18 protein-coding genes are annotated in these 19,746 nt (G+C 63.8%); 8 read left to right on the forward strand and 10 right to left on the reverse strand.

Translation table 11 applies throughout. From position 1 onward, the window contains the following. Positions 1–26: 26 nt before the first annotated feature. From ACEVBK_RS17150 to ACEVBK_RS17190, 9 genes are read right to left on the reverse strand one after another with little or no spacing between them, the layout of a single operon-like run. The gene (locus ACEVBK_RS17150) at positions 27–809 is read right to left on the reverse strand and encodes a hypothetical protein (RefSeq protein WP_375056111.1); all 783 of its coding nucleotides are present in this window, start codon (positions 807–809) and stop codon (positions 27–29) included. Beyond that, positions 806–1,684, reverse strand: a complete 879-nt coding sequence (locus ACEVBK_RS17155; protein WP_375056112.1) for a metal ABC transporter permease — start codon at positions 1,682–1,684, stop codon at positions 806–808. Before ACEVBK_RS17155 ends, ACEVBK_RS17150 begins: the two co-directional genes overlap by 4 nt. Further along, on the reverse strand, positions 1,684–2,379 hold the full coding sequence (locus tag ACEVBK_RS17160) for a metal ABC transporter ATP-binding protein (RefSeq protein ID WP_375056113.1): 696 nt from the start codon (positions 2,377–2,379) through the stop codon (positions 1,684–1,686). The genes ACEVBK_RS17155 and ACEVBK_RS17160 overlap by 1 nt, the downstream gene beginning before the upstream one ends. Beyond that, the gene (locus tag ACEVBK_RS17165) at positions 2,379–3,260 is read right to left on the reverse strand and encodes a metal ABC transporter solute-binding protein, Zn/Mn family (protein WP_375056114.1); all 882 of its coding nucleotides are present in this window, start codon (positions 3,258–3,260) and stop codon (positions 2,379–2,381) included. The genes ACEVBK_RS17160 and ACEVBK_RS17165 overlap by 1 nt, the downstream gene beginning before the upstream one ends. Further along, positions 3,257–3,754 (reverse strand): hypothetical protein, encoded by a 498-nt coding sequence (locus ACEVBK_RS17170; protein WP_375056115.1) that lies wholly within the window; start codon positions 3,752–3,754, stop codon positions 3,257–3,259. The genes ACEVBK_RS17165 and ACEVBK_RS17170 overlap by 4 nt, the downstream gene beginning before the upstream one ends. Next, positions 3,741–4,040: a hypothetical protein gene (locus ACEVBK_RS17175; RefSeq protein ID WP_375056116.1), complete on the reverse strand. Its 300-nt coding sequence runs from the start codon at positions 4,038–4,040 to the stop codon at positions 3,741–3,743. The genes ACEVBK_RS17170 and ACEVBK_RS17175 overlap by 14 nt, the downstream gene beginning before the upstream one ends. Positions 4,041–4,050: 10 nt before the next feature. Then, positions 4,051–4,860, reverse strand: coding sequence for a DUF4198 domain-containing protein (locus tag ACEVBK_RS17180; protein ID WP_375056117.1), 810 nt, complete (start codon positions 4,858–4,860; stop codon positions 4,051–4,053). A gap of 1 nt (position 4,861) precedes the next feature. Then, positions 4,862–5,350, reverse strand: a complete 489-nt coding sequence (locus ACEVBK_RS17185; RefSeq protein ID WP_375056118.1) for a DUF2271 domain-containing protein — start codon at positions 5,348–5,350, stop codon at positions 4,862–4,864. Positions 5,351–5,367: 17 nt separating this feature from the next. Continuing rightward, positions 5,368–5,988, reverse strand: a complete 621-nt coding sequence (locus tag ACEVBK_RS17190; protein ID WP_375056119.1) for a PepSY-associated TM helix domain-containing protein — start codon at positions 5,986–5,988, stop codon at positions 5,368–5,370. 376 nt (positions 5,989–6,364) lie between these two features. Here ACEVBK_RS17190 and ACEVBK_RS17195 point away from each other — a divergent pair, with 376 nt between their 5' ends. From ACEVBK_RS17195 to ACEVBK_RS17205, 3 genes are all read left to right on the forward strand, one after another. After that, positions 6,365–8,605 (forward strand): TonB-dependent receptor domain-containing protein, encoded by a 2,241-nt coding sequence (locus ACEVBK_RS17195; protein ID WP_375056120.1) that lies wholly within the window; start codon positions 6,365–6,367, stop codon positions 8,603–8,605. Positions 8,606–8,722: 117 nt separating this feature from the next. Continuing rightward, a complete protein-coding gene (locus tag ACEVBK_RS17200; RefSeq protein ID WP_375056121.1) occupies positions 8,723–9,010 on the forward strand; it encodes a flagellar biosynthesis protein FlgE in 288 nt (95 codons plus the stop codon). Between the two features lie 3 nt (positions 9,011–9,013). Beyond that, entirely contained in the window at positions 9,014–9,868 is an 855-nt protein-coding gene (locus tag ACEVBK_RS17205) for a putative metalloprotease CJM1_0395 family protein (protein ID WP_375056122.1), read from the forward strand. Here the strand turns inward: ACEVBK_RS17205 and ACEVBK_RS17210 are convergent, their stop codons facing one another. Next, on the reverse strand, positions 9,869–11,458 hold the full coding sequence (locus ACEVBK_RS17210; RefSeq protein ID WP_375056123.1) for an acyl-CoA dehydrogenase family protein: 1,590 nt from the start codon (positions 11,456–11,458) through the stop codon (positions 9,869–9,871). Between the two features lie 1,535 nt (positions 11,459–12,993). Here ACEVBK_RS17210 and ACEVBK_RS17215 point away from each other — a divergent pair. The 5 genes from ACEVBK_RS17215 to sbnB all read left to right on the forward strand — a co-directional run bounded on the left by ACEVBK_RS17215 (position 12,994) and on the right by sbnB (position 19,745). Then, positions 12,994–14,148 carry an efflux RND transporter periplasmic adaptor subunit gene (locus ACEVBK_RS17215; protein WP_375056124.1) on the forward strand — a complete coding sequence of 385 codons (1,155 nt, stop codon included), beginning with the start codon at positions 12,994–12,996 and terminating at the stop codon, positions 14,146–14,148. Beyond that, positions 14,148–16,076 carry a MacB family efflux pump subunit gene (locus ACEVBK_RS17220; protein ID WP_375056125.1) on the forward strand — a complete coding sequence of 643 codons (1,929 nt, stop codon included), beginning with the start codon at positions 14,148–14,150 and terminating at the stop codon, positions 16,074–16,076. Before ACEVBK_RS17215 ends, ACEVBK_RS17220 begins: the two co-directional genes overlap by 1 nt. Before the next feature lie 2 nt (positions 16,077–16,078). After that, positions 16,079–17,446: an efflux transporter outer membrane subunit gene (locus ACEVBK_RS17225; RefSeq protein ID WP_375056126.1), complete on the forward strand. Its 1,368-nt coding sequence runs from the start codon at positions 16,079–16,081 to the stop codon at positions 17,444–17,446. A gap of 277 nt (positions 17,447–17,723) precedes the next feature. Further along, on the forward strand, positions 17,724–18,713 hold the full coding sequence (gene sbnA, locus ACEVBK_RS17230) for a 2,3-diaminopropionate biosynthesis protein SbnA (RefSeq protein WP_375056127.1): 990 nt from the start codon (positions 17,724–17,726) through the stop codon (positions 18,711–18,713). Between the two features lie 18 nt (positions 18,714–18,731). Beyond that, positions 18,732–19,745: a 2,3-diaminopropionate biosynthesis protein SbnB gene (gene sbnB / locus ACEVBK_RS17235; protein ID WP_375056128.1), complete on the forward strand. Its 1,014-nt coding sequence runs from the start codon at positions 18,732–18,734 to the stop codon at positions 19,743–19,745. Position 19,746 lies beyond the last annotated feature (1 nt).

Consider the following 19,746-nt stretch of genomic DNA (forward strand, 5'->3'; position numbering starts at 1 on the left):
TACCGTACTCTCGGCACCGGGCCGGTTCAGGATCCGGCGCCGGCCAGGGCGTGCTCCAGCGCATCCACCTGGCTGGTCAGCCAGCCGCCCAGGTTCCGCCGCTGGGGCCGGGCCAGCGGGTCCAGCTCCCATACCGCCGCCGTGTCGGCCTCGGCCTTGCCGGCGGCCAGCAGCAGATCCGCCGACTCGGGCGCCACCAGAGGCAGCGCCATGGCCTGGGCCAGGGGGGTCAGCCGCTCGTCCATCAGCGCCACCGAGCCGATGTCGTGGCTCAGCAGCAGCTCGTCCAGCCGCATCGCCTGCTGCTGGATATGCCGTTGCAGCGCCAGGCGATTGGCTTCAATCAGCCCCGCCTGCTCGGGCCAGAGCCGCGCCAGATCCCGGGCCGCCACATTGGTCATCAGGGTCAGGTTGGCGAAGTCGAGCCAGAAGTAGTCGGGAGTCGTCAGTCCGGGTCGCTGGGTCACCCGGGCCCCGCCCGGGGCGATTTCGCTGGCCACGTCGACGGGTACCACCCGGATATCGAGCTGGCGCAGCAGCGGATACAGCTCCAGGCCGGGCCATACCGATTCAATGGTCAGCAGCGCCTCGGCCGGTGCCAAATGGCCGGCATCCACCTTGCCCAGCCAGCCGCCGATGCGGTTGACCGGCAGCCGGGCCGGTGGCAGGTAGCGGGCCTCGAGCCCGGTGCCCTCGAGCAGCGACTGGTTCAGGGCATGCAGCACCGGCACGGCACTGGCCACGGCGGCGGCCCGCGCGCCGAGCGGCAACAGCAGCAACAGCAGATACAAGCAGCAACGCAGTTTCATTCTATGGATCTCCAGCGACGGATGCCCAGCGCCAGCACGAAGCCGAACGAGGCGATAATGACGATAGCGGCCCCGGAAGGAATGGGCAGGGCGCCGGCCATGGGCAACAGGATGCCGAGCCAGCAACTGAGGGTGGAAAACAGCACCGACAGCCAGAAGAACTGGCGGCCGTTGCGGCTGACCAGGCGGGCGGCGGTGGCCGGGATCAGCAACAGCGCCCCCACCAGAATGGCGCCCACCACCTTGACCGAGGCCACGGTGACCAGGGCGATCAGCAGGATAAACAGGTAGTCGTACAGCCGCACCGGAATACCCCGGGTCTGGGCCAGCTCCGGCGACAGGCTGGCCAGCAACGCCCGGTTGGCGCCCCGGGCCAGCAGCACCAGGGCCAGGGCGGCGATCAGCGCCAGCACCAGGATGTCGCCGTCCTTGACCGTGAGGATGGAGCCGAACAGCACGTTTTCCAGGATATGCACGTTGACCTTCTTCGCCACGTAGAGCAGCAGCGCCGCGCCCAGGGCGATGGCGAAGGACAGGAAGACCCCCACCAGGGCGTCGTAGGGAACCTGGGTGCGGCTTTTCACCCAGTGCAGCAGCAGCGCGAACAGGATGCAGAAGCTGAACAGGGCCACCAGCGGCTGGGTGGCGGGTTCGCCCAGCAGGATGCCGATGGCCACTCCGGTCAGGGCGCCGTGGCCCACCGCCTCGGAGAAAAACGCCAGCCGCTTGACCACCACCAGCGGCCCCAGGGCGCCGAGCAGCGGCCCCATCAGCAGCGCCGCCACCAGGGCGTTGGTGAGAAAAGCGTACTGGAACATGGGCGGCAATACCCCCGCCTCGTACAGGGCAAAAATGCTTTGACGCAGGCTTTCCATCAGGCACAGGCCTCCAGGGGACGGGATCCGTCGGCGGGCAACAGCTGCTCGGGCCGGCCATGGGCCCGCAGTCCGCCGTCGATCAGCCAGACTTCGTCGGCGTAGCGACGCACCCATTCCATGTCGTGATGGATCACCAGCAGGGTGCAGCCCCGCGCCTTGAGCCGCGCTATTTCCCGGTTGATCAGCACCTGGGCGTCCTGATCCAGCCCGGTCATGGGCTCGTCCAGAAACCAGAGCGACGAGTCCCGCTCCAGCGCCTGGGCGAACAGCAGGCGCTGGCGTTCACCGCCCGACAACTGGCCCAGGCGCAGCTGTCCCTTGTGTTCCAGCCCGACCCGCGCCAGCAGTTGCCGGATGCGCGCCCGGCAACGGCGCCGCCCCCAGCCGAACAGCGGCCGCCGGCTCAGGGTGGTGAGCATGAATTCCTCGATGGTGATCGGCAGTGACGGCTCGAACTGGGCCTGCTGAGGCACATAGGCGGGCCTGTCGGGCCGCCCCGGCCAACGGCGGTGGATATCGCCCTGGTGAGGGCGCAGCCCCAGCAGGCACTTCATCAGCGACGACTTGCCGGCACCGTTGGGGCCGATGATGGCATGCAGCCGGCCCCCCGCCAGGGTGGCGGACAGGGGCGCCAGTATCTCTACCCGGTTCAGGCTCAGGCTGAGCCGTTCCAGCTCCAGCGTCGGCCCCATCAGGATGCCTCCGCCGCGAAGCGCAGCGCCTGTACCAGGGTTTGCAGGTTATGTTCCATCTCGCGCGAGACCAGCCCGGCATCGTAGTCGCCGAAGGTCATATGGGAGAAATGGTAGATGCGGATGCCGGTGGCCTCTTCGATCAGCTGGACGTAGCGGTTGTCCATGTCCAGCTCGGTGAACAGCACCTGGATGTTGGCGTCCCTGATGCGGTCTATGGTCTGCTGCAGCTGGCTGGCGTTGGGCTCCACCCCGTGGGCCGGCTCGATCACGGTGTCGATGCCGATGCCGAACTCCTGCAGCAGGTAGCCGTAGGCGTTATGGGTGCTGGCAATACGCACCCGGGACAGGTCCAGCTCCAGCAACTGGCCCCGGTAACGGTTTTTGAGCGCGCGCAACTCCCGGCCATAGACCAGGGCGTTGGCCTGGAAGTAGTCGGCATTGTCCGGATCCAGCCGGCCCAGTTCGCGGGCGATGGTGTACAACTGGCGAATGGCGGCGTCGATGGACACGAAGGTATGGGGGTTGTAGCTGTTGCTGCCCTTGCCGGATGACAGCAGCGGCAGATCCCGGTTGGCCTGGATCAGGGTCAGCTTGGGCAACTCCAGCCCTTCCAGCGCGTGCACCGCAAATTCGTCGTGGCCGATGCCGTTGAGCACCAGCGCATCCATCTCCAGCAGCCGTTTCAGATCCGAGGGCTGCAGCTCGTAGCTGTGGGGGTTGAAGCCGCTTTCAATCAACGGCTGGATGCGAGCCCGATCACCGACGATATGGCTGACATAGCTGTAGTAAGGGTGCAGGGTAATGCCCACCACCAGGGGCCTGGCCCAGACGGAAGTGGTGGCCAGCAGGCCGGCGCAAAGCAGAAGCCATCTGTTCATGGTTGATTGTCCATTCGGATCCAGGAAGTCAGTTCGTGGCAGCCGGTAAGCGGATGAGAATCGCCGGCATGGAAGAAAATGCCGCCCTCGGGGGCCAGCCAGAGCGCAAAGTCGCCCTGGCTGGCCGGATCCACCGCCTGGTAACAGTCCGGCGCCGGCTGTTGCCAGCGGTACTCGGGCCGGTCGAAAGGGGGCACCGCCAACGCGACCAGGGCAGCCAGCTCCGGCCAGGGTCCGCCGGCAGGCGCCATAAAGCGGATTTCCTCCGCGCCGATGGACAACTCGGTCAACCACTGGGTCTGCTCCCGGTTCAGGCTCAGGTGGGCCGCCGGGGGCTCGGCTGCTTCCTGCCGCAGCCAGATGCCGGCGGCACCGGCAGCCAGTACCAGCGACATGGCCAGTGCCACCCACAGGCTTTCCCGCCGGCCATCGTCGGGCGGCACCCGCTCGAGGGTGCTCCGCCCCGGCTCAGCGCCCGACTCAGAGCTCGACATAGTCGAACTCCGCCGGATCCTCGTGGCCGGCGTCGAACTGGATGTAGAACTCCTGCTCGTTCCAGGAAAAATGCACCCTGGAGTGAGCGTCGGCCACCGCCCTGGCGATAACGTCGTCGTCGTAGCTGTACATCACCACCTCGGCGCCTTCAGCCAGGGTGCCGTCGCTGTAGCCGACCCGGCACTCCACGCCTTCGGCGTCACGCTGGCAGTCCATCACCGGATAATGGGCCAGGACGGGGGCGGCCAGTCCCACGCCCAGGCCGAGCAACAGGGCTCGCAGCATCTTCGTTCTCCTATTCGGGCAGGGCTTCGAAACTCAGCAGGTAATTGACCCCGGCCTGATCCGCCAGCGGGCTGTCGATGGTTCGGCGCAGGTTGGTGCTGAGCAGATGGGGGCCGGCCAATTCGGGGGTGAAGCGCACGACCCCGTCCTGGTCGGTGACCAGTTCGGTCTGCATCCGGGAATCACGGAAGGCGGTGCCGTGGGGCACCACTTCCACCTTCAGCTCCGCCACCGGCTCGCCGTCGAAGGTGAAGCGGAAGCGGGCTTCTTCGCCCACCACCACGTCGCTGGGATGGGTCAGGGCGTCCAGTTCGAAGCCCTTGCCGGTAACGGCCAGCACGGCCTGGCTGGGCGCCTGCTTGGTGACGTAGAAGGCGCTGATGGTCTGGGCGGCGAAGGTGGTTACCTCCCGGGCTGCCTTGGGCAACTCGGACTGGATTTCCACCTTGTTGCCGAAGATACGGCGTTGGGTGTCCCGGCCGCCCACCACATAGCTGGTGAAATAACGCTCGGGGGAACGCAGCTCCACCTTGTAGGTGCCGCTGTCGGCCAGCTCCATGTCGAACACGCTGCGCCGCTGGCCCTTGAAGTAGGGGCCGATACGCCGGGGCTCGTTGGCCGGACCGTAGAGGGTGACGTTGTCGAGGCCGATGGGCTTGTCGAAACTGAACACCCCGTGGGAGGCGGTGGCATCCACGGTGATCCAGTGGGCCTCCTCGGTGGAGAGGCTGAACTCGCTCGGCAGCATCCAGATCGGGTGGGCGGAGGCACCGCCCGCCACCAGGGCCAGGGCGGCCAGGGAAGAAGTCCATGCTTTCACGTTATTGCGCTCCCAGGGTAATGGTGATTTCGCCCAGCTCTTCGCTCGGCTCGAGGTGATAGCTGGCAGCCCCGCCGCCCAGCTGGATGGTCTGGCGCGCCAGGCTGCGGCTGCCGTGCTCCCGCGCCGCTTCCACGTTGATATGGTATTGGCCTGGCACCACCGCCCGGCCTTGCTGATCGGTGCCGTCCCAGTTCAGCCGGTACCGGCCCGGCTTGCGGGTGGCCGCGGTCACGCCGTCCAGCTCACCCTGGTCGTAGCGGCCCGCCTTGCGCCACCAGCGGCGCATGTCCTTGAGCCAGTCCGGCTCCTTGCGCCACACCGCCAGGGTCTTCACCGGCTGCTCGTCGGCGTCCTCGACCCATACCGCCACATAGGGGCGGTAATACATGGCGCCGCCGATCTCGGGCAAGGTCAGGTCTATTTCCACCTGCTGGGCGTGCGCCTGCACGGCCCCCAGCAGCATCAATGCCAGCAATGGCTTTTTCATTCGTGCATCTCCCGCACTTAAAACAACATCCAGACATAGATACCGGCCATCAGCGCCGTTCCCAGGCCGCTCAGGGTCAGCATACGGCCCCGCCGACGGCGCATGGGCAACACCAGCCACAGGCCGGTCAGGGTAAACAGCAGCATCACCAGGGCCGAGGCGTCGATAAACCAGCGCCAGCCCGGCCCGCTGTAGCGGCCCATGTGCAAGTCGTTAAGCACCGCCATCCAGCCGTAGTGGCGGCTGGCAAGCCACACCTCGCCTTCTTCCGGCAAGACTTCCACCAGGCTGTAGCCGCCGGGCCGCTTGATATCGATAAGCAGCAGCCCCTCGTCTTCCGACCAGTCGAAGCGCACCTCGCCACCGGCCAGTTGCTGCTCTTCCCTCATCCACAGCCAGACCTGGCTCGCCGCCAGCAGGGGGTCCTCCCGCCACAGCCCGGAGCCGGCCAGGGTCTCGGGCAGCGACAGCTCGGCTTCCCACTCCGGCTCTGGTTCCGGCAGCCAGTGGCGGTTGTTCAGGGTCAGGCCGGTGAAGGTGAAAAACAGCATGATCACCAGCATCAGCATGGAACTGTAGGTATGCAGGGGGCGAACCCAGCGGGGGGCCTGGGAAAAGCGGGTCGACTGGCTGGGCATGGGGAAGGTGGCGCTCCGTGCAGGTTCGGGTATCCAAAACGCCCGGATGATCTTGCTAATGAGAATAATTGTCAACTCTATTTAAATAGATAACATTGAGACTCTAGCAGGTCCCCACCGCTTAAACAGGCAGGTTCCTCCTATCAACAAAAAACATAATGCAATGATTTTTAATTAAAAAATAAAAATCACCGTCTTAATCCATGCCGCCAGCAGGGATAAAGCACCTCCGTTGCATAAAATGGAACGATTCGTTCCATTATTTTCCCTCACTCTTCGGGAACCATTTTCATACAATGCACCCGCCTATGATAATCATTCTCATTAGTAAGTCTGTTTATATCGCCAGCCGGCATCTTTGTACAGGAGAGTAGAAATGCCCATGCCCAAGCCCACCGGCCTTGCCAGCGCCATTTCAATGGTGTTGCTGAATGCTGTTGCGGTGGCCACCGCCCAGGCCCAGACCGCCCAGGTATTCGATACCGTGGTCGTCAGCGCCTCCGGCTTCGAACAGGACGTCAAGGACGCGCCGGCCAGTATTACCGTCATCGGGCAAGAAGAGCTGCAGCAGAAACGCTACAGCAACCTGGCGCAGGCCCTGGACGGAGTGGAAGGCATCGACATCCGGCAGGGCACCGGCAAGACCGGCGGGCTTAACATCAGCATTCGCGGCATGCCCAGCGACTACACCCTGATCCTGATCGACGGCCGCCGCCAAAACACCGCCGGCAACGTCACCCCCAACGGTTTCAACGAAACCTCAACCAGCTTTATGCCGCCGATGTCCGCCATCGAGCGTATCGAGGTGATCCGCGGCCCCATGTCCACCCTGTACGGCTCCGATGCCATGGGGGGCGTGATCAACATCATCACCAAGAAGGTCGCCGACGAGTGGAGCGGCTCGCTCAGCCTGGATCACACCTTCCAGCAGAACCGCGACTATGGCGATACCAGCGGCACCAGCTTCTATGCCAGCGGTCCCCTGGTGGACGGCCTGCTCGGCCTGGCCGTGCGGGGCAGCGTGCTCGACCGGGGCGCCTCCGACCTGACCTTCGACAACGATGCAAAGGTCAGCAAACGTGGTGCGTCGCCGGTGGAAGGACGCAACTACACGGTGGGCGGACGCCTTAGCCTGACCCCGAACGAGAACCAGGACATCTCCCTCGATGTGGAGCAAGGCCGGCAGGTCTATAACAACGACGACTGCCAGCTGGGCAACCTGGACGGCAAGAGCGGCGGCAACGCCACCGCCGGCTGCACCACCGACGCCCCGACCAAGATCAACGGTTACAAGGACGAACTGCGTTTCGAACGCGAGCAGATAGCGCTGAGTCATACCGCCCGCCTGGGTTTCGGCACCCTGGACAGCAGCCTGACCCACAACACCACCGAGACCATCGGCCGCACCATCCCCGGTACCCTCGGTGTGGCCTATACCGGCTACCCTTCCCTGATCGGCGGCAACGATCGGGAGCTGAAATCCACCGACCTGGTGTTCGACACCAAGCTGGTAGCCCCCATCGGCGACGCTCATATCGCCACCCTGGGCGGCCAGTGGTGGGATGCCGAAGTGGAAGACGGCATCGCCACCGAAAAATTCCAGCAGAAATCCTGGGCCCTGTTCGCCGAGGACGAGTGGATGCTGCGCAATGATCTGGCCCTGACCCTGGGCGCCCGTTACGAAGATCACGAAGCCTTCGGCGGCCATGTCAGCCCCCGTGGTTACCTGGTGTGGACCGCGTCCGACAACTGGACCCTGAAGGGTGGCGTGAGCCGGGGCTACAAGACTCCCAGCCTGAACCAGTTGCATAACGGCATCAACGGCGTGACCGCCCAGGGTGCCACCATCACCGTCGGCAGCCCGGACCTGCAGCCGGAAGTGACCACCAATACCGAGGTAGGCGTCTACTACGACAACCTGGACGGCTTCAACGCCAACGCCACCCTGTTCCACAACAAGTTCAAGGACAAGATAGCATCCGGCAATCCCCGTCCTAACTGCCATGCCACCAGCAATCCCAACCAGCCGGGCTGTGTCGATTTCGGCAGCGGCTTCACCCAGGACAACTTTGGCCGCTCCATCAACGTGGACGAAGCGGTCACCCAGGGTCTGGAGCTGGGCGCCAGCTGGCGTTTCGCCCCGGACTGGAAACTGGCGGCCAACTACACCTTTACCGACAGCGAGCAGAAGAGCGGCGCCGATCAGGGCCAACCCCTGACCAACACCCCCAAGCATCTGCTCAATGCCAACCTGAGCTGGGATGCCACCGAGCAACTGACCCTGTGGCTAAAGGGGGAATACCGCAGCAAGCGGACGCGCTTCCTCAGCAAGTATGAAAACCTGTCCGCAGCCAACAAGGAACTGTTCGATGCGGCCGGTGATCTGAAGGGCTACGAGGTGTTCCACTTCGGCGGCACCTACCAGGCGTCCGACAACGTGACCCTGAGTGCCACCATCTACAACCTGTTCGACAAGGACTTCACCACCGGCACCCACTACACCGCCGGCAACGGCAGCGCGGCCTGGGCCTCCGACTACACCCAGTCGAGCGCCGCCACCAGCGGTACCCTGGAGGAAGGCCGCCGCCTCTGGCTGTCCACCAATATCCGTTTCTGATACCCGTTCAAGTCCTGCTGTTTGGCCCTCTGCGGAGGGCCTTTTTCATTTCTGCCTTTCCCCGTCGGCCGTTATGATGAATAATTGAACGCTCCGAACGAACCCAAGCGAGGTCCGATGAATATTCAGTCCGCCTTTTCCGCCGGTTTGCAGGGCTACCAGCGTGCCGCCGACGGGGTGACCGAGGCCTCGGTCAATATCAGCCGGCAGAACCTCAACCAGGTCGCCAACCGGTCAGACAGCGCGCCCGAAGTCAATCCGGATCAGTTCGTGGATGCGAGCCAGCAACCGGTGACCGACAGCCTTATCCAGCTCAGGCTGGGCGAGTTTCATGCCCAGGCCAACGTCAACAGCCTGAGCAGCACCGACGAGGTGCTGGGCACCCTGATCGATATCCGGATCTGACCGATGCAGATCGGCACCGTCTTTGGCGACATCGCCTTCACCCCGGCTCCGCCCGTCACAGGCCCAATCCGCCAGGACAACGAACAGCGCGAGCATGTCCCGCCCGCCGGCCAGGCCGACGCCTTTGCCGGCTCCGACCCGCGCCGGGAGCAGGATGGGCCGGACGAGTTCGGGCTGTACGATGCCCGAGGCCGCAAAACCGGCGACACTGCCGATGCCAAGGACAACAGCACCACCGGAGCGGCGGCGGATGAAACCGCCGAAGGCGAAGCAACCGAGGCCAGCGGTGAGCCCGCCCGGCCGACCAAGCCGTCCGGCGAGGAAATGAGCGCCGAGGAAGTGCAGCAACTGCAGGAACTGCTGCAGCGGGACCGGGAAGTGCGTATTCACGAACAGTTGCACGCCAGCGTGGGCGGCCAGCATGCCGGCGCCCCCAGCTATGAGTTCGAAACTGGCCCCGACGGCAAGCAGTACGCGGTGGGTGGCGAGGTGCAAATCGACATCTCCCCCATCCCCGGCGATCCCCGGGCCACCATCGAAAAAATGCGCCAGGTCAAGGCCGCGGCCCTGGCACCGGCCGAACCTTCCCAGGCCGACAAAGCCGCCGCCGCCCGGGCCGAACAGCATATTCGCAACGCCCAGGCCGAGTTGCTGGAATCGACCGCTCCCACCCGGACTGCCACCCCCGGCCTGGACGACCACTCAGGCCCAACGCCCGCTCCCGACGGCGAAGCGCCGGACTCAGCGGGCGCGCAAGACAGGGCCAAGGACCAGATGGCGCATAGAAACCAGGTGATCACCGGCGTTTACGGCAAGGCCGCCCAGGCCCACTCCCGCAGCTTGCTGAATCTGGCCTGATCAGTCCCCGGCCAGGGCCCGCTGCAGCAGCAGCTCCAGATCGCAGCCCGGCGCCAGGGTGCCGAAGGTCATCCCTCCCTCTCCCAACCGGCTGTCGATAAAGGCGTTGGCCACCCCTTCGGGCGTGCCACGGGCCAAAATGGCCCCCTGCCATAGCAGCGCCAGCCGCTCGGCGATATGACGGGCCTGTTCCGGCTGCGGATTTTTCAGCAACGGCGCCAGGCTCCGCCAGGCACGACCCAGCCGGGGAAAGGCCGCCAGCGCCGGAGTCAGCTCGCCGCGCAGCGCCGCCAGGGCGTCCGGATTCTTCGCCAGCACCCGCAGCACGTCCAGCGCCTGGATATTGCCCGAGCCTTCCCAAATGGCGTTGATCGGCGCCTCCCGGTACAGCCGGGCGGTGATGAAGTCTTCCATGCCGCCGTTGCCGCCCAGGCATTCCATGGCCTCGGCAGCATGCTGAGGGCTGCGCTTGCACACCCAGAATTTGCCGAGCGTCGTGCCGAGGCGCACCAGGGCAGCCTCGCCCGGCACTGTTCTGTCGTCCAGCGCCCGGGCCAGCCGCAATCCCAGGGCCAGGCTGCCCTCCACTTCCAGTTGCAGGTCCGCCAGCACCTGACGCATCAGCGGCTGGCGGATCAACCGCTCGCCGAAGGCCTTGCGGTGGCGGGCATGGTGCACCGCCTGCACCACCGCCTGCCGCTGGCCCGCCGCCGAGCCCAGAATGCAGTCGAAGCGGGTCAACGCCACCATTTCGATGATGGTGTGCAGGCCCCGGCCCTCTTCCCCCAGCAACCAGCCCCCGGCCGCCATCAGGCTCACCTCGGCAGAAGCGTTGGATCTGTTGCCCACCTTATCCTTCAGCCGCTGCAGCTCCAGGCCGTTGCGCTCACCCTGCCACCAGCGCGGCACCAGGAAGCAGCTGAGCCCGGCCGGTGTCTGGGCCAGCACCAGGAAAGCGTCGGACATGGGCGCCGACATAAACCACTTGTGGCCGTGCAACAAATAGCTGCCGTCCCGCTGCGGTTCGGCCCGGCTGGTATTGGCGCGTACGTCCGAGCCGCCCTGGCGCTCGGTCATGGCCATGCCCAGGGTCAGGCAACGCTTTTGTTCGTGGGGTTTGTCGTCGCCGTCATAGCCCGGGGCCAGCACCTTGCCCAGCCAGTCGGGCCGGTATTGCTGCAGCACCGGCACGGCGGCGAAGGTCATGGTCACCGGGCAGCAGTGGCCGGCCTCCACCTGGCTGTGCAGGTAGTAGCGCGCCGCCCGGGCCACCTGGGCGCCGGTGCCAGGTTCGCGCCAGGGCGCCGCGTGCAGGCCGGCCTCCAGGGCATGGTGCATCAACTGGTGGTAGGCCGGATGGTAGCTCACCCTGTCCTGCCGCCGCCCGCGTTTGTCGAAGCCGTGCAGCACCGGCGGCCAGCGGTTGGCGGCAAAACCGGCGGCGATGATGTCGGGACGGGTGATCCAGCGGCCGTACTGCTCCAGCCCGGGCCGGGCCCAGACGGCACCTTCACGCTGTACGCCCTCCACCAGCGCCTGGTCCAGGGTGAAGGCGTCCTGGTCGACGAAATCGGGGGTCTGGTTGTCCATGGCAGCTTCCTCGCTCGGCCTGTTCAGCCCCAGTATAGAAAGCGGTGGCATTTTGCGGGATGACAGATCCTGCGCAGAGGGTGGCCCGGACCAGACCCGGAATGGAAAATACATGCTCGACGGCGCCCCCGTCAGTCCGACCATCACCATGCCGACCTGCGGCATCAGGGCTCGGCAGAGTTCGCCGCAGGGCAGCAAGAGAAATCCTCCCGCATAAGAAGCCTGCCACGTCCCAGATTACGACCCACTGCACCGAGAAAGTTGCCGGCAGACTGAAAGCAAGCGCAGGCAGGACGACATGGTCGAAACCTCGCCAGCCATAAGGCGAAAGCCATTAGAACCATGCCGTAAAAACCACAGGCAGTACTGACGAAGACTGGCTGGCTCAAGGAAGGATTGCCGGGAACCATTGCACTGGCTCTGCTGCACAATTTCGCCTAGCTATTAAGACAACAGCTGGTCCAGATGCTCCGGGGGCAGCTCTGCCGCCCCCTCCATGCCAGGATAGGTTTACGGCACGCCGGGGACACACCCGAGATCTCAAACAGGTGCTCAGATCAGGAAGAGTGAATTCACCGCATCATCTTTTCCGTCGCTGTCCAACCAGGCAAAAACAACAGCGGCCACCAGGGCCGCTGTGTCACGAACGTTGGTCTAGCTACCTACGCTATGGCGTTTGACAATAGCTGGGTCTACCCCAGATAGCCAGAGCGATGGCCTGCCATCCACTAAGTTGATACCAAGGCATATTGCAAAAGTCATCTCTGCTGGTGGCAAGAGCATTGGCCGGCGCTATCGCCGACAGCGAAGCGCAGACAACGAGTGCTGTGAGTATACGTTTCATCGGATTCTCCCCAAGGTTGTCAAAAGGCAGACAAGATGGCGAAAAGGAGTATGAACAAGAAAATTCCGCTCTCCCGTGCGCAGGTTCACCGATCACACTCGGCCCACCAATCCAGGTCCAACCCAACTGTAGAGGCCTAAAGCAGCCAACTATCGGGGTAAATATAGGGCAAGGCCCTCAACCCGAACAGCTGTCAGAAAAGACAGTGTGAAAATGCGAACGTTTTTTGAAAATACTGTTTTGTTCGACTCGTAGATCACGTTGTAGTCTGATACGTCCTATTTTAGAAAACCATGATAAACCCTGACGCGTTGCCCCAGCATTTCGGTGGACTGGGAGGCAAAAAGCAGCCATGTCCCGTTCTTGGCTATCTGTACCGCCAACGCCGGAACATCGGTGATGCCGGTGAAGTCCACCCAAACTGAGAAAATAGAGTGTGTAAGCTCTCGCCTGGGACAAGTTCTTATCGCGAAAATCGGCTCAATGGACGAAACTCGGACACAAGCGTTCTCGCCCTGTCGAAACCAAGGCTTCTTCGGCCAGCACCGGCAGCGTAAGCCGGCAACTTTGCCGATGAACCGGTTTTGTGAAACGTTGACAAACTTTAGTGACATTTAAGCGTTTGAATAGCCGAACAGAACCTATCAACCATGGTCCAACACCACCGGTGTTCACCCGGAATCCGCAAAACATGAAGAAAACCACCTCTCTCTGGCTGGGCCTGCCCCTGCTGGTTATCACCCTCGGTACCTATGTCTTCTCCGACCGCCTGTTCGGCGACGCCGCCGCCTCGGCCCCGGTCACGGTAGCGGTGCAGCAGGGCGAGCTTACCGACCAGGTTACCGCCACCGGCACCCTGCAACCCAGCGACTACGTGGACGTGGGCGCCCAGGTTTCGGGCCAGCTCAAGGTGATCCACGTGGAAGTGGGCGACAAGGTCGAGGCCGGCGCTCTGCTGGCGGAGATAGACCCTACCGTCTACCTGGCCCAGGTGGACGCCAGCCGCGCCCAGTTGCGTAACCAGCAGGCCCAGCTCAAGGACCGGGAAGCCCAGCTCATCCTGGCCCGACTCCAGTACCGGCGCCAGCAGAACCTGATGGCGGAAAACGCCACCTCGCGCGAGGCGCTGCAAACCGCCGAGGCCGGCCTGCGCTCGGCCGAAGCGCAGATAGAGGCGCTGAAAGCCCAGATCAGCCAGACCGAGTCCAGCCTGCGCGCCGACGAGGCCAACCTGGACTATGCCCGCATCTACGCCCCCATGGACGGCACCGTAGTGAGCATAGAAGCGCGCCAGGGCCAGACCCTCAACGCCACCCAGCAGACGCCGACCCTGATGCGCATCGCCGACCTGGCCACCATGACGGTGCAGGCCAAGGTATCCGAGGCCGACGTGAGCAAGTTGAGCCCCGGGATGAAGGTGTATTTCACCACCCTGGGCGACCCCAACCGGCGCTGGTACAGCAGCTTGCGCAGGGTGGAGCCGAGTCCGGTGGTGGAGAACAACGTGGTGCTCTACAACGCCCTGTTCGACATCGGCAATCCCCAGGGCCGGCTGATGTCCCAGATGACCACCCAGGTGTTCTTCGTACTGGCCGAAGCCCAGGACGTGCTGCTGGTGCCCATGTCGGCCCTGAACTTCCCGGATCGGCGCGACCGCAGCCAGGCCGAGGTGCAAGTGCTCGCTGCGGCGGGAAGCCTTGAAACCCGCCGGGTCGAGGTGGGCGTGAACAACCGCATCCAGGCCGAAATCCGCGACGGCCTGGCGCTGGGCGACCAGGTGGTGCTGAACGTGGCGCCGGCCGCGGCGGACAATCGCCCCGGCGGCGGCATGAGGATGCGTTTCTGATGGGTACCCCACTGATCGAACTCAAGGGCGTCACCAAGCAGTACGGCAGCGGCGAGCTGGTCACCCGGGTGCTGCACGGCATCGATCTCGTCATCCATAGCGGCGAGTTCGTCGCCATCATGGGCAGCTCCGGCTCGGGCAAGTCGACCCTGATGCACATCCTCGGCTGCCTGGACCAGCCCAGCGGCGGCGAGTACCGGCTGATGAACCGGAACGTGGCCAGCCTGAGCGGCGACGAACTGGCACGGCTGCGCCGGGACACCTTCGGCTTCGTGTTCCAGAGCTACCACCTGCTGGGGGGACTGAGCGCCCGGGAGAACGTCGAAGTACCGGCCCTCTACTCGGGGCTGTCCCGTGCCGAACGACGGGAAAAGGCGGAGCAACTGCTCACTACCCTGGGGCTGGAAAACCGCCTGGGCAACCGGCCCAGCCAGCTCTCCGGCGGTCAGCAACAGCGGGTGTCCATCGCCCGCGCGCTGATGAACGGCGGCGACATCATTCTCGCCGACGAGCCTACCGGTGCGCTGGACAGCCACAGCGGTGCCGAGGTGATGGCCCTGCTCACCGACCTGGCCCGCCAGGGCCACACCGTGATCCTGATCACCCACGATCCCAAGGTGGCGGCCCAGGCCGACCGCATCATCGAAATCAGCGACGGCCACATCATCGCCGATCCGGGCCCGGCCCAAACGCAGCAGGACAATGCCATCCCTGCCCGCGCCCGCCCCGCCGGCTCGCTGGTCGCCGAACTGCTGGAAGCGGTGCGCACCGCCTTTCGCTCCCTGCGCAGCAACCTGTTCCGCGCCGCCCTCACCCTGCTCGGCATCGTCATCGGGGTGGCCTCGGTGATCACCATGCTGGCCATCGGCAACGGCTCCCAGCAGCAGGTGGTGCAGAGCATCAGCGCCATGGGCAGCAACCTGCTGGTGGTGCGCCCCGGCGCCCCCAACCAGTGGGGCCGGCGCGCTACCTCCACCCTGGTGGCGGCGGACATGGAGGCGATCAAGGACCTGGCCAACGTGGCGGCGGCGGTGCCGGAGATCGGCGGCTCCGCCACCCTGCGCTTCGGCAACCAGGACCACAGCCCCGAGATCAACGCCACCTCCGCCGACTTTCCCCGGGCCCGCCAATGGGCCCTGAGCGCCGGCACCTTCTTCACCGAGGACGACGAGCAGAGCTACGCCACCGTGGCGGTGCTGGGCCAGTCGGTGGTGGACGCCCTCTTCCCGGATACGGACCCTCTGGGCCAGTACGTCATGGTCAACAACATCCTGTTCCAGGTGATAGGGGTGATGGCGCCCAAGGGCGCCTCGCCCTGGGGCCAGGATCAGGACGACGTGGTGTTCGTGCCCTACACCACCGGCGGCCTGCGGCTGTTCGGCCAGCAATTCCTGCGCACCATCACGGTATCGGTGGACCAGGTCGGCCGCATCAACGACACCGAGACCGAGATCCACCGGCTGCTGCTGGCCCGCCACGGGGTGGAGGACTTTCAGATCCGCAACATGTCCTCCATCATCGACACCGTCTCCGCCACCACCCAGACCTTCACCTGGCTGCTCGGCTCCATCGCCGCCATCTCGTTGCTGGTGGGCGGCATCGGGGTGATGAACATCATGCTGGTGAGCGTGACCGAGCGCACCCGGGAGATCGGCATCCGTATGGCCACCGGCGCCCGCACCCGCCACATCCTGCAGCAGTTCCTCACCGAGGCGCTGGTGGTCTCCGCCCTGGGCGGCGCCATCGGCGTGGTGCTGGGGCTGGGCGCCGCTGCCCTACTGGCTCGCTTCGAGATCCCCGTGTATTTCTCCCTGGCACCGGTGCTGCTCGCCTTCGGTTGCGCCTTCGTCACCGGCCTGGTGTTCGGCTGGCTGCCGGCACGCAAGGCGGCCCGGCTGGACCCTGTTATTGCCCTGGCTTCGGAGTAACAATGACCGCTTTATCCTTACGTCCCCTGTCCCTGCTGTTGCTGCTGAGCCTGACCGGCTGCGCCTTGCCCGAAGGCGGCGCGCCGCCGGCACTGCCCCTGGCCGGGCAATGGCTGAGCCCCACCGAGGGCACCGCCGAACTGGACCGCCAGTGGTGGCAGGGCTTCGGCTCGCCCGCCCTGGACGCCCTGGTCGAGCAGGCCCTGCCCGGAGCGCCGGAGCTGCGCATCGCCGCCGAACGCATTGCCCAGGCCGAGGCCCAGCTCACCGCCAGCGGTGCCTCGCTCTTTCCCAGCCTCGGCGCCAGCGGCAGCAGCAACCGCAGCTGGTCCGATCCCGGAGCCGTGGGTGAACGCAGCAGCCTGGGGCTGAACCTGGGCTACGAGTTGGATCTCTGGGGCAAGAACCGGGCCGAACGACTGGCCGCCGACGCCAACCTCGACGCCAGCCGCCACGACTTCGAGAGCGCCCGCCTGACCCTCACCGCCGCCGTGGCCAGCGCCTGGTTCCAGTTGCTCGCCACCGAGGAACGCATCCGCATCAACGAGCGCAACCTGGAGCTGGCCCGGGACAACCTGGCCATAGTGGACGCCAAGTACCGCTACGGCGCCGCGGCCCTGAGCGACCTGCGCCGCCAGCGCACCGTGGTGCTGGGCCAGGAGGCAACCCTGCTGCCGTTGCGGGAGCAGGCTCGCCAGACCCGCTCAGCCCTGGCCATACTGCTGGGTCACACGCCCCAGTCGTTCGAGACGGAGTCCGGCTCGCTGATGGCACTATCCATCCCGGCGGTTGGCCCCGGCCTGCCGTCGGAGCTGCTGAGCCGCCGCCCCGACCTGGCCAGCGCCGAGGCCGCGCTGCTGGCGGCCGATGCCAACCTGGCGGCGGCCCGCGCCGCCCTGCTGCCCTCGGTGCAGCTTACCGGCAGCGGTGGCCTGGCTACCGACGCCCTGCTGTCGCTGGCGGATCCCAGCCGCACCCTGAGCCTGGGGGCCTCGCTCGGCCAGGTGCTGTTCGACGGTGGCCGGCTGCGCGCCCAGGTGAGGCTGACCGAGTCCCGCCGGCGGGAGCTGGCCGAAAACTACCGCAAGGCCGCCCTCACCGCCCTGAAGGAAGTGGAAGACGCCCTCGGCAACGCCGCCCTGTACCGGGACCAGGAAGCCCAGCAGCAGTTGATCGTCGAGGAGGCCCGGGAAAGCCTGCGCCTGGTCGAGGCCCGCTACCGGGAAGGGGCCGACGAGCTGCTGGCCCTGCTCGATGCCCAGCGCACCCTGTTCGGTGCCGAAGAGCAACTGGCCAGCCTGCGGCAGAACCGGCTGGACGGCGCCCTCAACCTGTTCAAGGCCCTCGGCGGCGGCTGGCACGCAGGCTGAGCGCCGGCAATTCATTGCAGGCCACATGACTGCCCGGCAAGGCGGCATGTGGCCTGCTTGTGTCCGGCCTCTCTCGGCAGAGTTTTAAACTCAAAGCAGCGATATCATCGTCATCAATGATTGCTCCCATCCATTCTGACTTCTTCCCTAAATACCGCCTAAGGCAATAAGCCACACCGCCATCTCTCCAATAGCAACCCCAAAACCACAATAAAAATGATGTTGATAGTGATTATCATTTATGTAGTATAGAAGCCACTTTTCAGGAGGCTCAACGATGATCTGCAAAAACATTACGGATTGTGTAGGTAATACTCCGCTTGTCAGTCTGTCACGACTTTTCCCTCGGGAGGGGGTCACCGTTCTGGCAAAAATGGAAATGATGAATCCCGGCGGCAGTATCAAAGACAGACCGGCCAAATATATGCTCGAAGCCGGTATTCAGGCCGGCACCATCAGCAGCGGCAGCCATATCATCGAAAGCTCCTCCGGCAATCTGGCTATCGCCCTCGCCATGACCTGCAAGTTAAAAGGATTGCCCTTCACCGCCGTGGTGGACCCCAAGATATCGCCTACCAATATGAAAATGCTCAGGCTGTATGGCGCCAATATCGTCTCTGTAACAGAAAAAGACCAGAACGATGGCTATCTGCTTACCCGGATAAACACAGTCAAACAGCTTCTACTGTCAATCCCCAATTCGGTTTGGATAAATCAATATGCCAACCCCGACAACTGGCGCAGTCACTATCATGGGGAAGCGGATGAAATTCTAAGGCAGACGGACCGGGATATTGACTATCTGGTGATAGGGGCGAGCACATCCGGAACATTGATGGGTGTATCCCGCCGCCTCAGGGAAAACTTCCCAGCCATGAAAGTCATCGCCGTCGACATTGTAGGCTCTGTCCTGTTTGGCGGTAAACCCTCTCCCAGAGAAATACCGGGCATAGGAGCAAGCCGCATCCCCGAGTTGCTCTCTCCCGAAGAAGTGGACAGCGTCATCTACGTTGATGATTACGAATCAGCCTTGGGATGTAGAGAACTTCTTGAAAAAGAAGGGATCCTCGCCGGCGGATCCAGCGGCTCGTCGGTTTCCGCCATCGGTAAACTGCTGCCCGACATCCCCGACGGCAAGTGCGTCCTGACACTGCTGCCGGACCGTGGTGAACGCTACCTCGACCTGGTCTATGACCAAGACTGGTTCGATATGGTCAGACAGCGTCATTTTGATAACACCCCTCCTCTCCAAAGAAAGATCGCTTAATACAAAGGAAACATATTCATGAGCCATCAAGTCAAACTCCGCTACCTCGGCCAGTCGGATCTGCTCGGCCTGGGCGCAAACCACAGCAACGCCTTTATCGAAGCGATTGAGGAAGGATTGAGGCTTCATGCCGGGGGACATTTTATTCAGCCGTTAAAACCCTATTTACGCTGGCCGGGTGCCGACCATATTGCCGATCGTATCATCGCCATGCCTTGCTACTTGGGAGGGAATAATCCGATAGCAGGCATAAAGTGGATCGGCTCCAGACAACATAACCCCAGCCGCTTCAATCTGCCACGAGCCAGCGCCCTCATTATTTTGAATGACGCGCAAACAAATTACCCCGTGGCGATCATGGAGGGCAGCCTTATCAGCGCCATGCGTACCGCCGCCATTACCGGGGTGGCGACCAAATATCTGGCCAGAAGCGGTTTCTCCGATATCTCCATCATCGGATGCGGGCCCATAGCGCAGATGCAGGTGAAAACACTGCTCGAACAATACGAGCAGATTAACACCGTCCATTTGTACGATATCAATAAGGCCGCCGCCGATAACCTGATCAGCCAGTTTGCCGCCAAATACCCGGGAGTCGGTTTTATCATTCACGACTCGGCCCGTTCCGCGGTGGAACAAGCCGATGTACTGGTGACCTGTACCGTTTCCGACAAACCCTATATCCCCTTCGACTGGATAAAAAAAGGCTGCTTTATTTCCAATATTTCGATCATGGATATAGAGCGGGATGTCTTCCTGAAAGCGGACAAAGTCATCGTCGACGACTGGGATCAATCCAATCGCGAGAAAAAGGTGATCAACCAGCTGGTTGAAGAGGGCTTGTTCAGCCGTGAACAGCTGCATGCCGAGTTGGGCGAGATCGTCCTCGGGAAGGTGCAGGGCCGGCACAGCAATGATGAAATCATACTGCTCAACCCCATGGGCATGGCCATCGATGACATTGTCTGCGCCCGTTGGTTCTATCAGGCAGCAGAAAGCAAAAACGCGGGTACCGAACTGCCACTGTTCTAGG

Source organism: Zobellella sp. DQSA1 (genome assembly GCF_041950555.1).
Taxonomy (GTDB): domain Bacteria; phylum Pseudomonadota; class Gammaproteobacteria; order Enterobacterales; family Aeromonadaceae; genus Oceanimonas.

Excerpts from the sequence above, each read along its gene's own strand:
- ACEVBK_RS17170 (WP_375056115.1), bottom strand. The coding sequence starts at position 3,754 with ATGTCGAGCTCTGAGTCGGGCGCTGAGCCGGGGCGGAGCACCCTCGAG.
- ACEVBK_RS17160 (WP_375056113.1), bottom strand. The coding sequence starts at position 2,379 with ATGGGGCCGACGCTGGAGCTGGAACGGCTCAGCCTGAGCCTGAACCGG.
- ACEVBK_RS17210 (WP_375056123.1), bottom strand. The coding sequence starts at position 11,458 with ATGGACAACCAGACCCCCGATTTCGTCGACCAGGACGCCTTCACCCTG.
- ACEVBK_RS17165 (WP_375056114.1), bottom strand. The coding sequence starts at position 3,260 with ATGAACAGATGGCTTCTGCTTTGCGCCGGCCTGCTGGCCACCACTTCC.
- ACEVBK_RS17150 (WP_375056111.1), bottom strand. The coding sequence starts at position 809 with ATGAAACTGCGTTGCTGCTTGTATCTGCTGTTGCTGCTGTTGCCGCTC.
- ACEVBK_RS17215 (WP_375056124.1), top strand. The coding sequence starts at position 12,994 with ATGAAGAAAACCACCTCTCTCTGGCTGGGCCTGCCCCTGCTGGTTATC.
- ACEVBK_RS17185 (WP_375056118.1), bottom strand. The coding sequence starts at position 5,350 with ATGAAAAAGCCATTGCTGGCATTGATGCTGCTGGGGGCCGTGCAGGCG.
- ACEVBK_RS17195 (WP_375056120.1), top strand. The coding sequence starts at position 6,365 with ATGCCCATGCCCAAGCCCACCGGCCTTGCCAGCGCCATTTCAATGGTG.
- ACEVBK_RS17175 (WP_375056116.1), bottom strand. The coding sequence starts at position 4,040 with ATGCTGCGAGCCCTGTTGCTCGGCCTGGGCGTGGGACTGGCCGCCCCC.
- sbnB (WP_375056128.1), top strand. The coding sequence starts at position 18,732 with ATGAGCCATCAAGTCAAACTCCGCTACCTCGGCCAGTCGGATCTGCTC.
- ACEVBK_RS17205 (WP_375056122.1), top strand. The coding sequence starts at position 9,014 with ATGCAGATCGGCACCGTCTTTGGCGACATCGCCTTCACCCCGGCTCCG.
- ACEVBK_RS17200 (WP_375056121.1), top strand. The coding sequence starts at position 8,723 with ATGAATATTCAGTCCGCCTTTTCCGCCGGTTTGCAGGGCTACCAGCGT.
- ACEVBK_RS17155 (WP_375056112.1), bottom strand. The coding sequence starts at position 1,684 with ATGGAAAGCCTGCGTCAAAGCATTTTTGCCCTGTACGAGGCGGGGGTA.
- ACEVBK_RS17220 (WP_375056125.1), top strand. The coding sequence starts at position 14,148 with ATGGGTACCCCACTGATCGAACTCAAGGGCGTCACCAAGCAGTACGGC.
- ACEVBK_RS17190 (WP_375056119.1), bottom strand. The coding sequence starts at position 5,988 with ATGCCCAGCCAGTCGACCCGCTTTTCCCAGGCCCCCCGCTGGGTTCGC.
- sbnA (WP_375056127.1), top strand. The coding sequence starts at position 17,724 with ATGATCTGCAAAAACATTACGGATTGTGTAGGTAATACTCCGCTTGTC.
- ACEVBK_RS17225 (WP_375056126.1), top strand. The coding sequence starts at position 16,079 with ATGACCGCTTTATCCTTACGTCCCCTGTCCCTGCTGTTGCTGCTGAGC.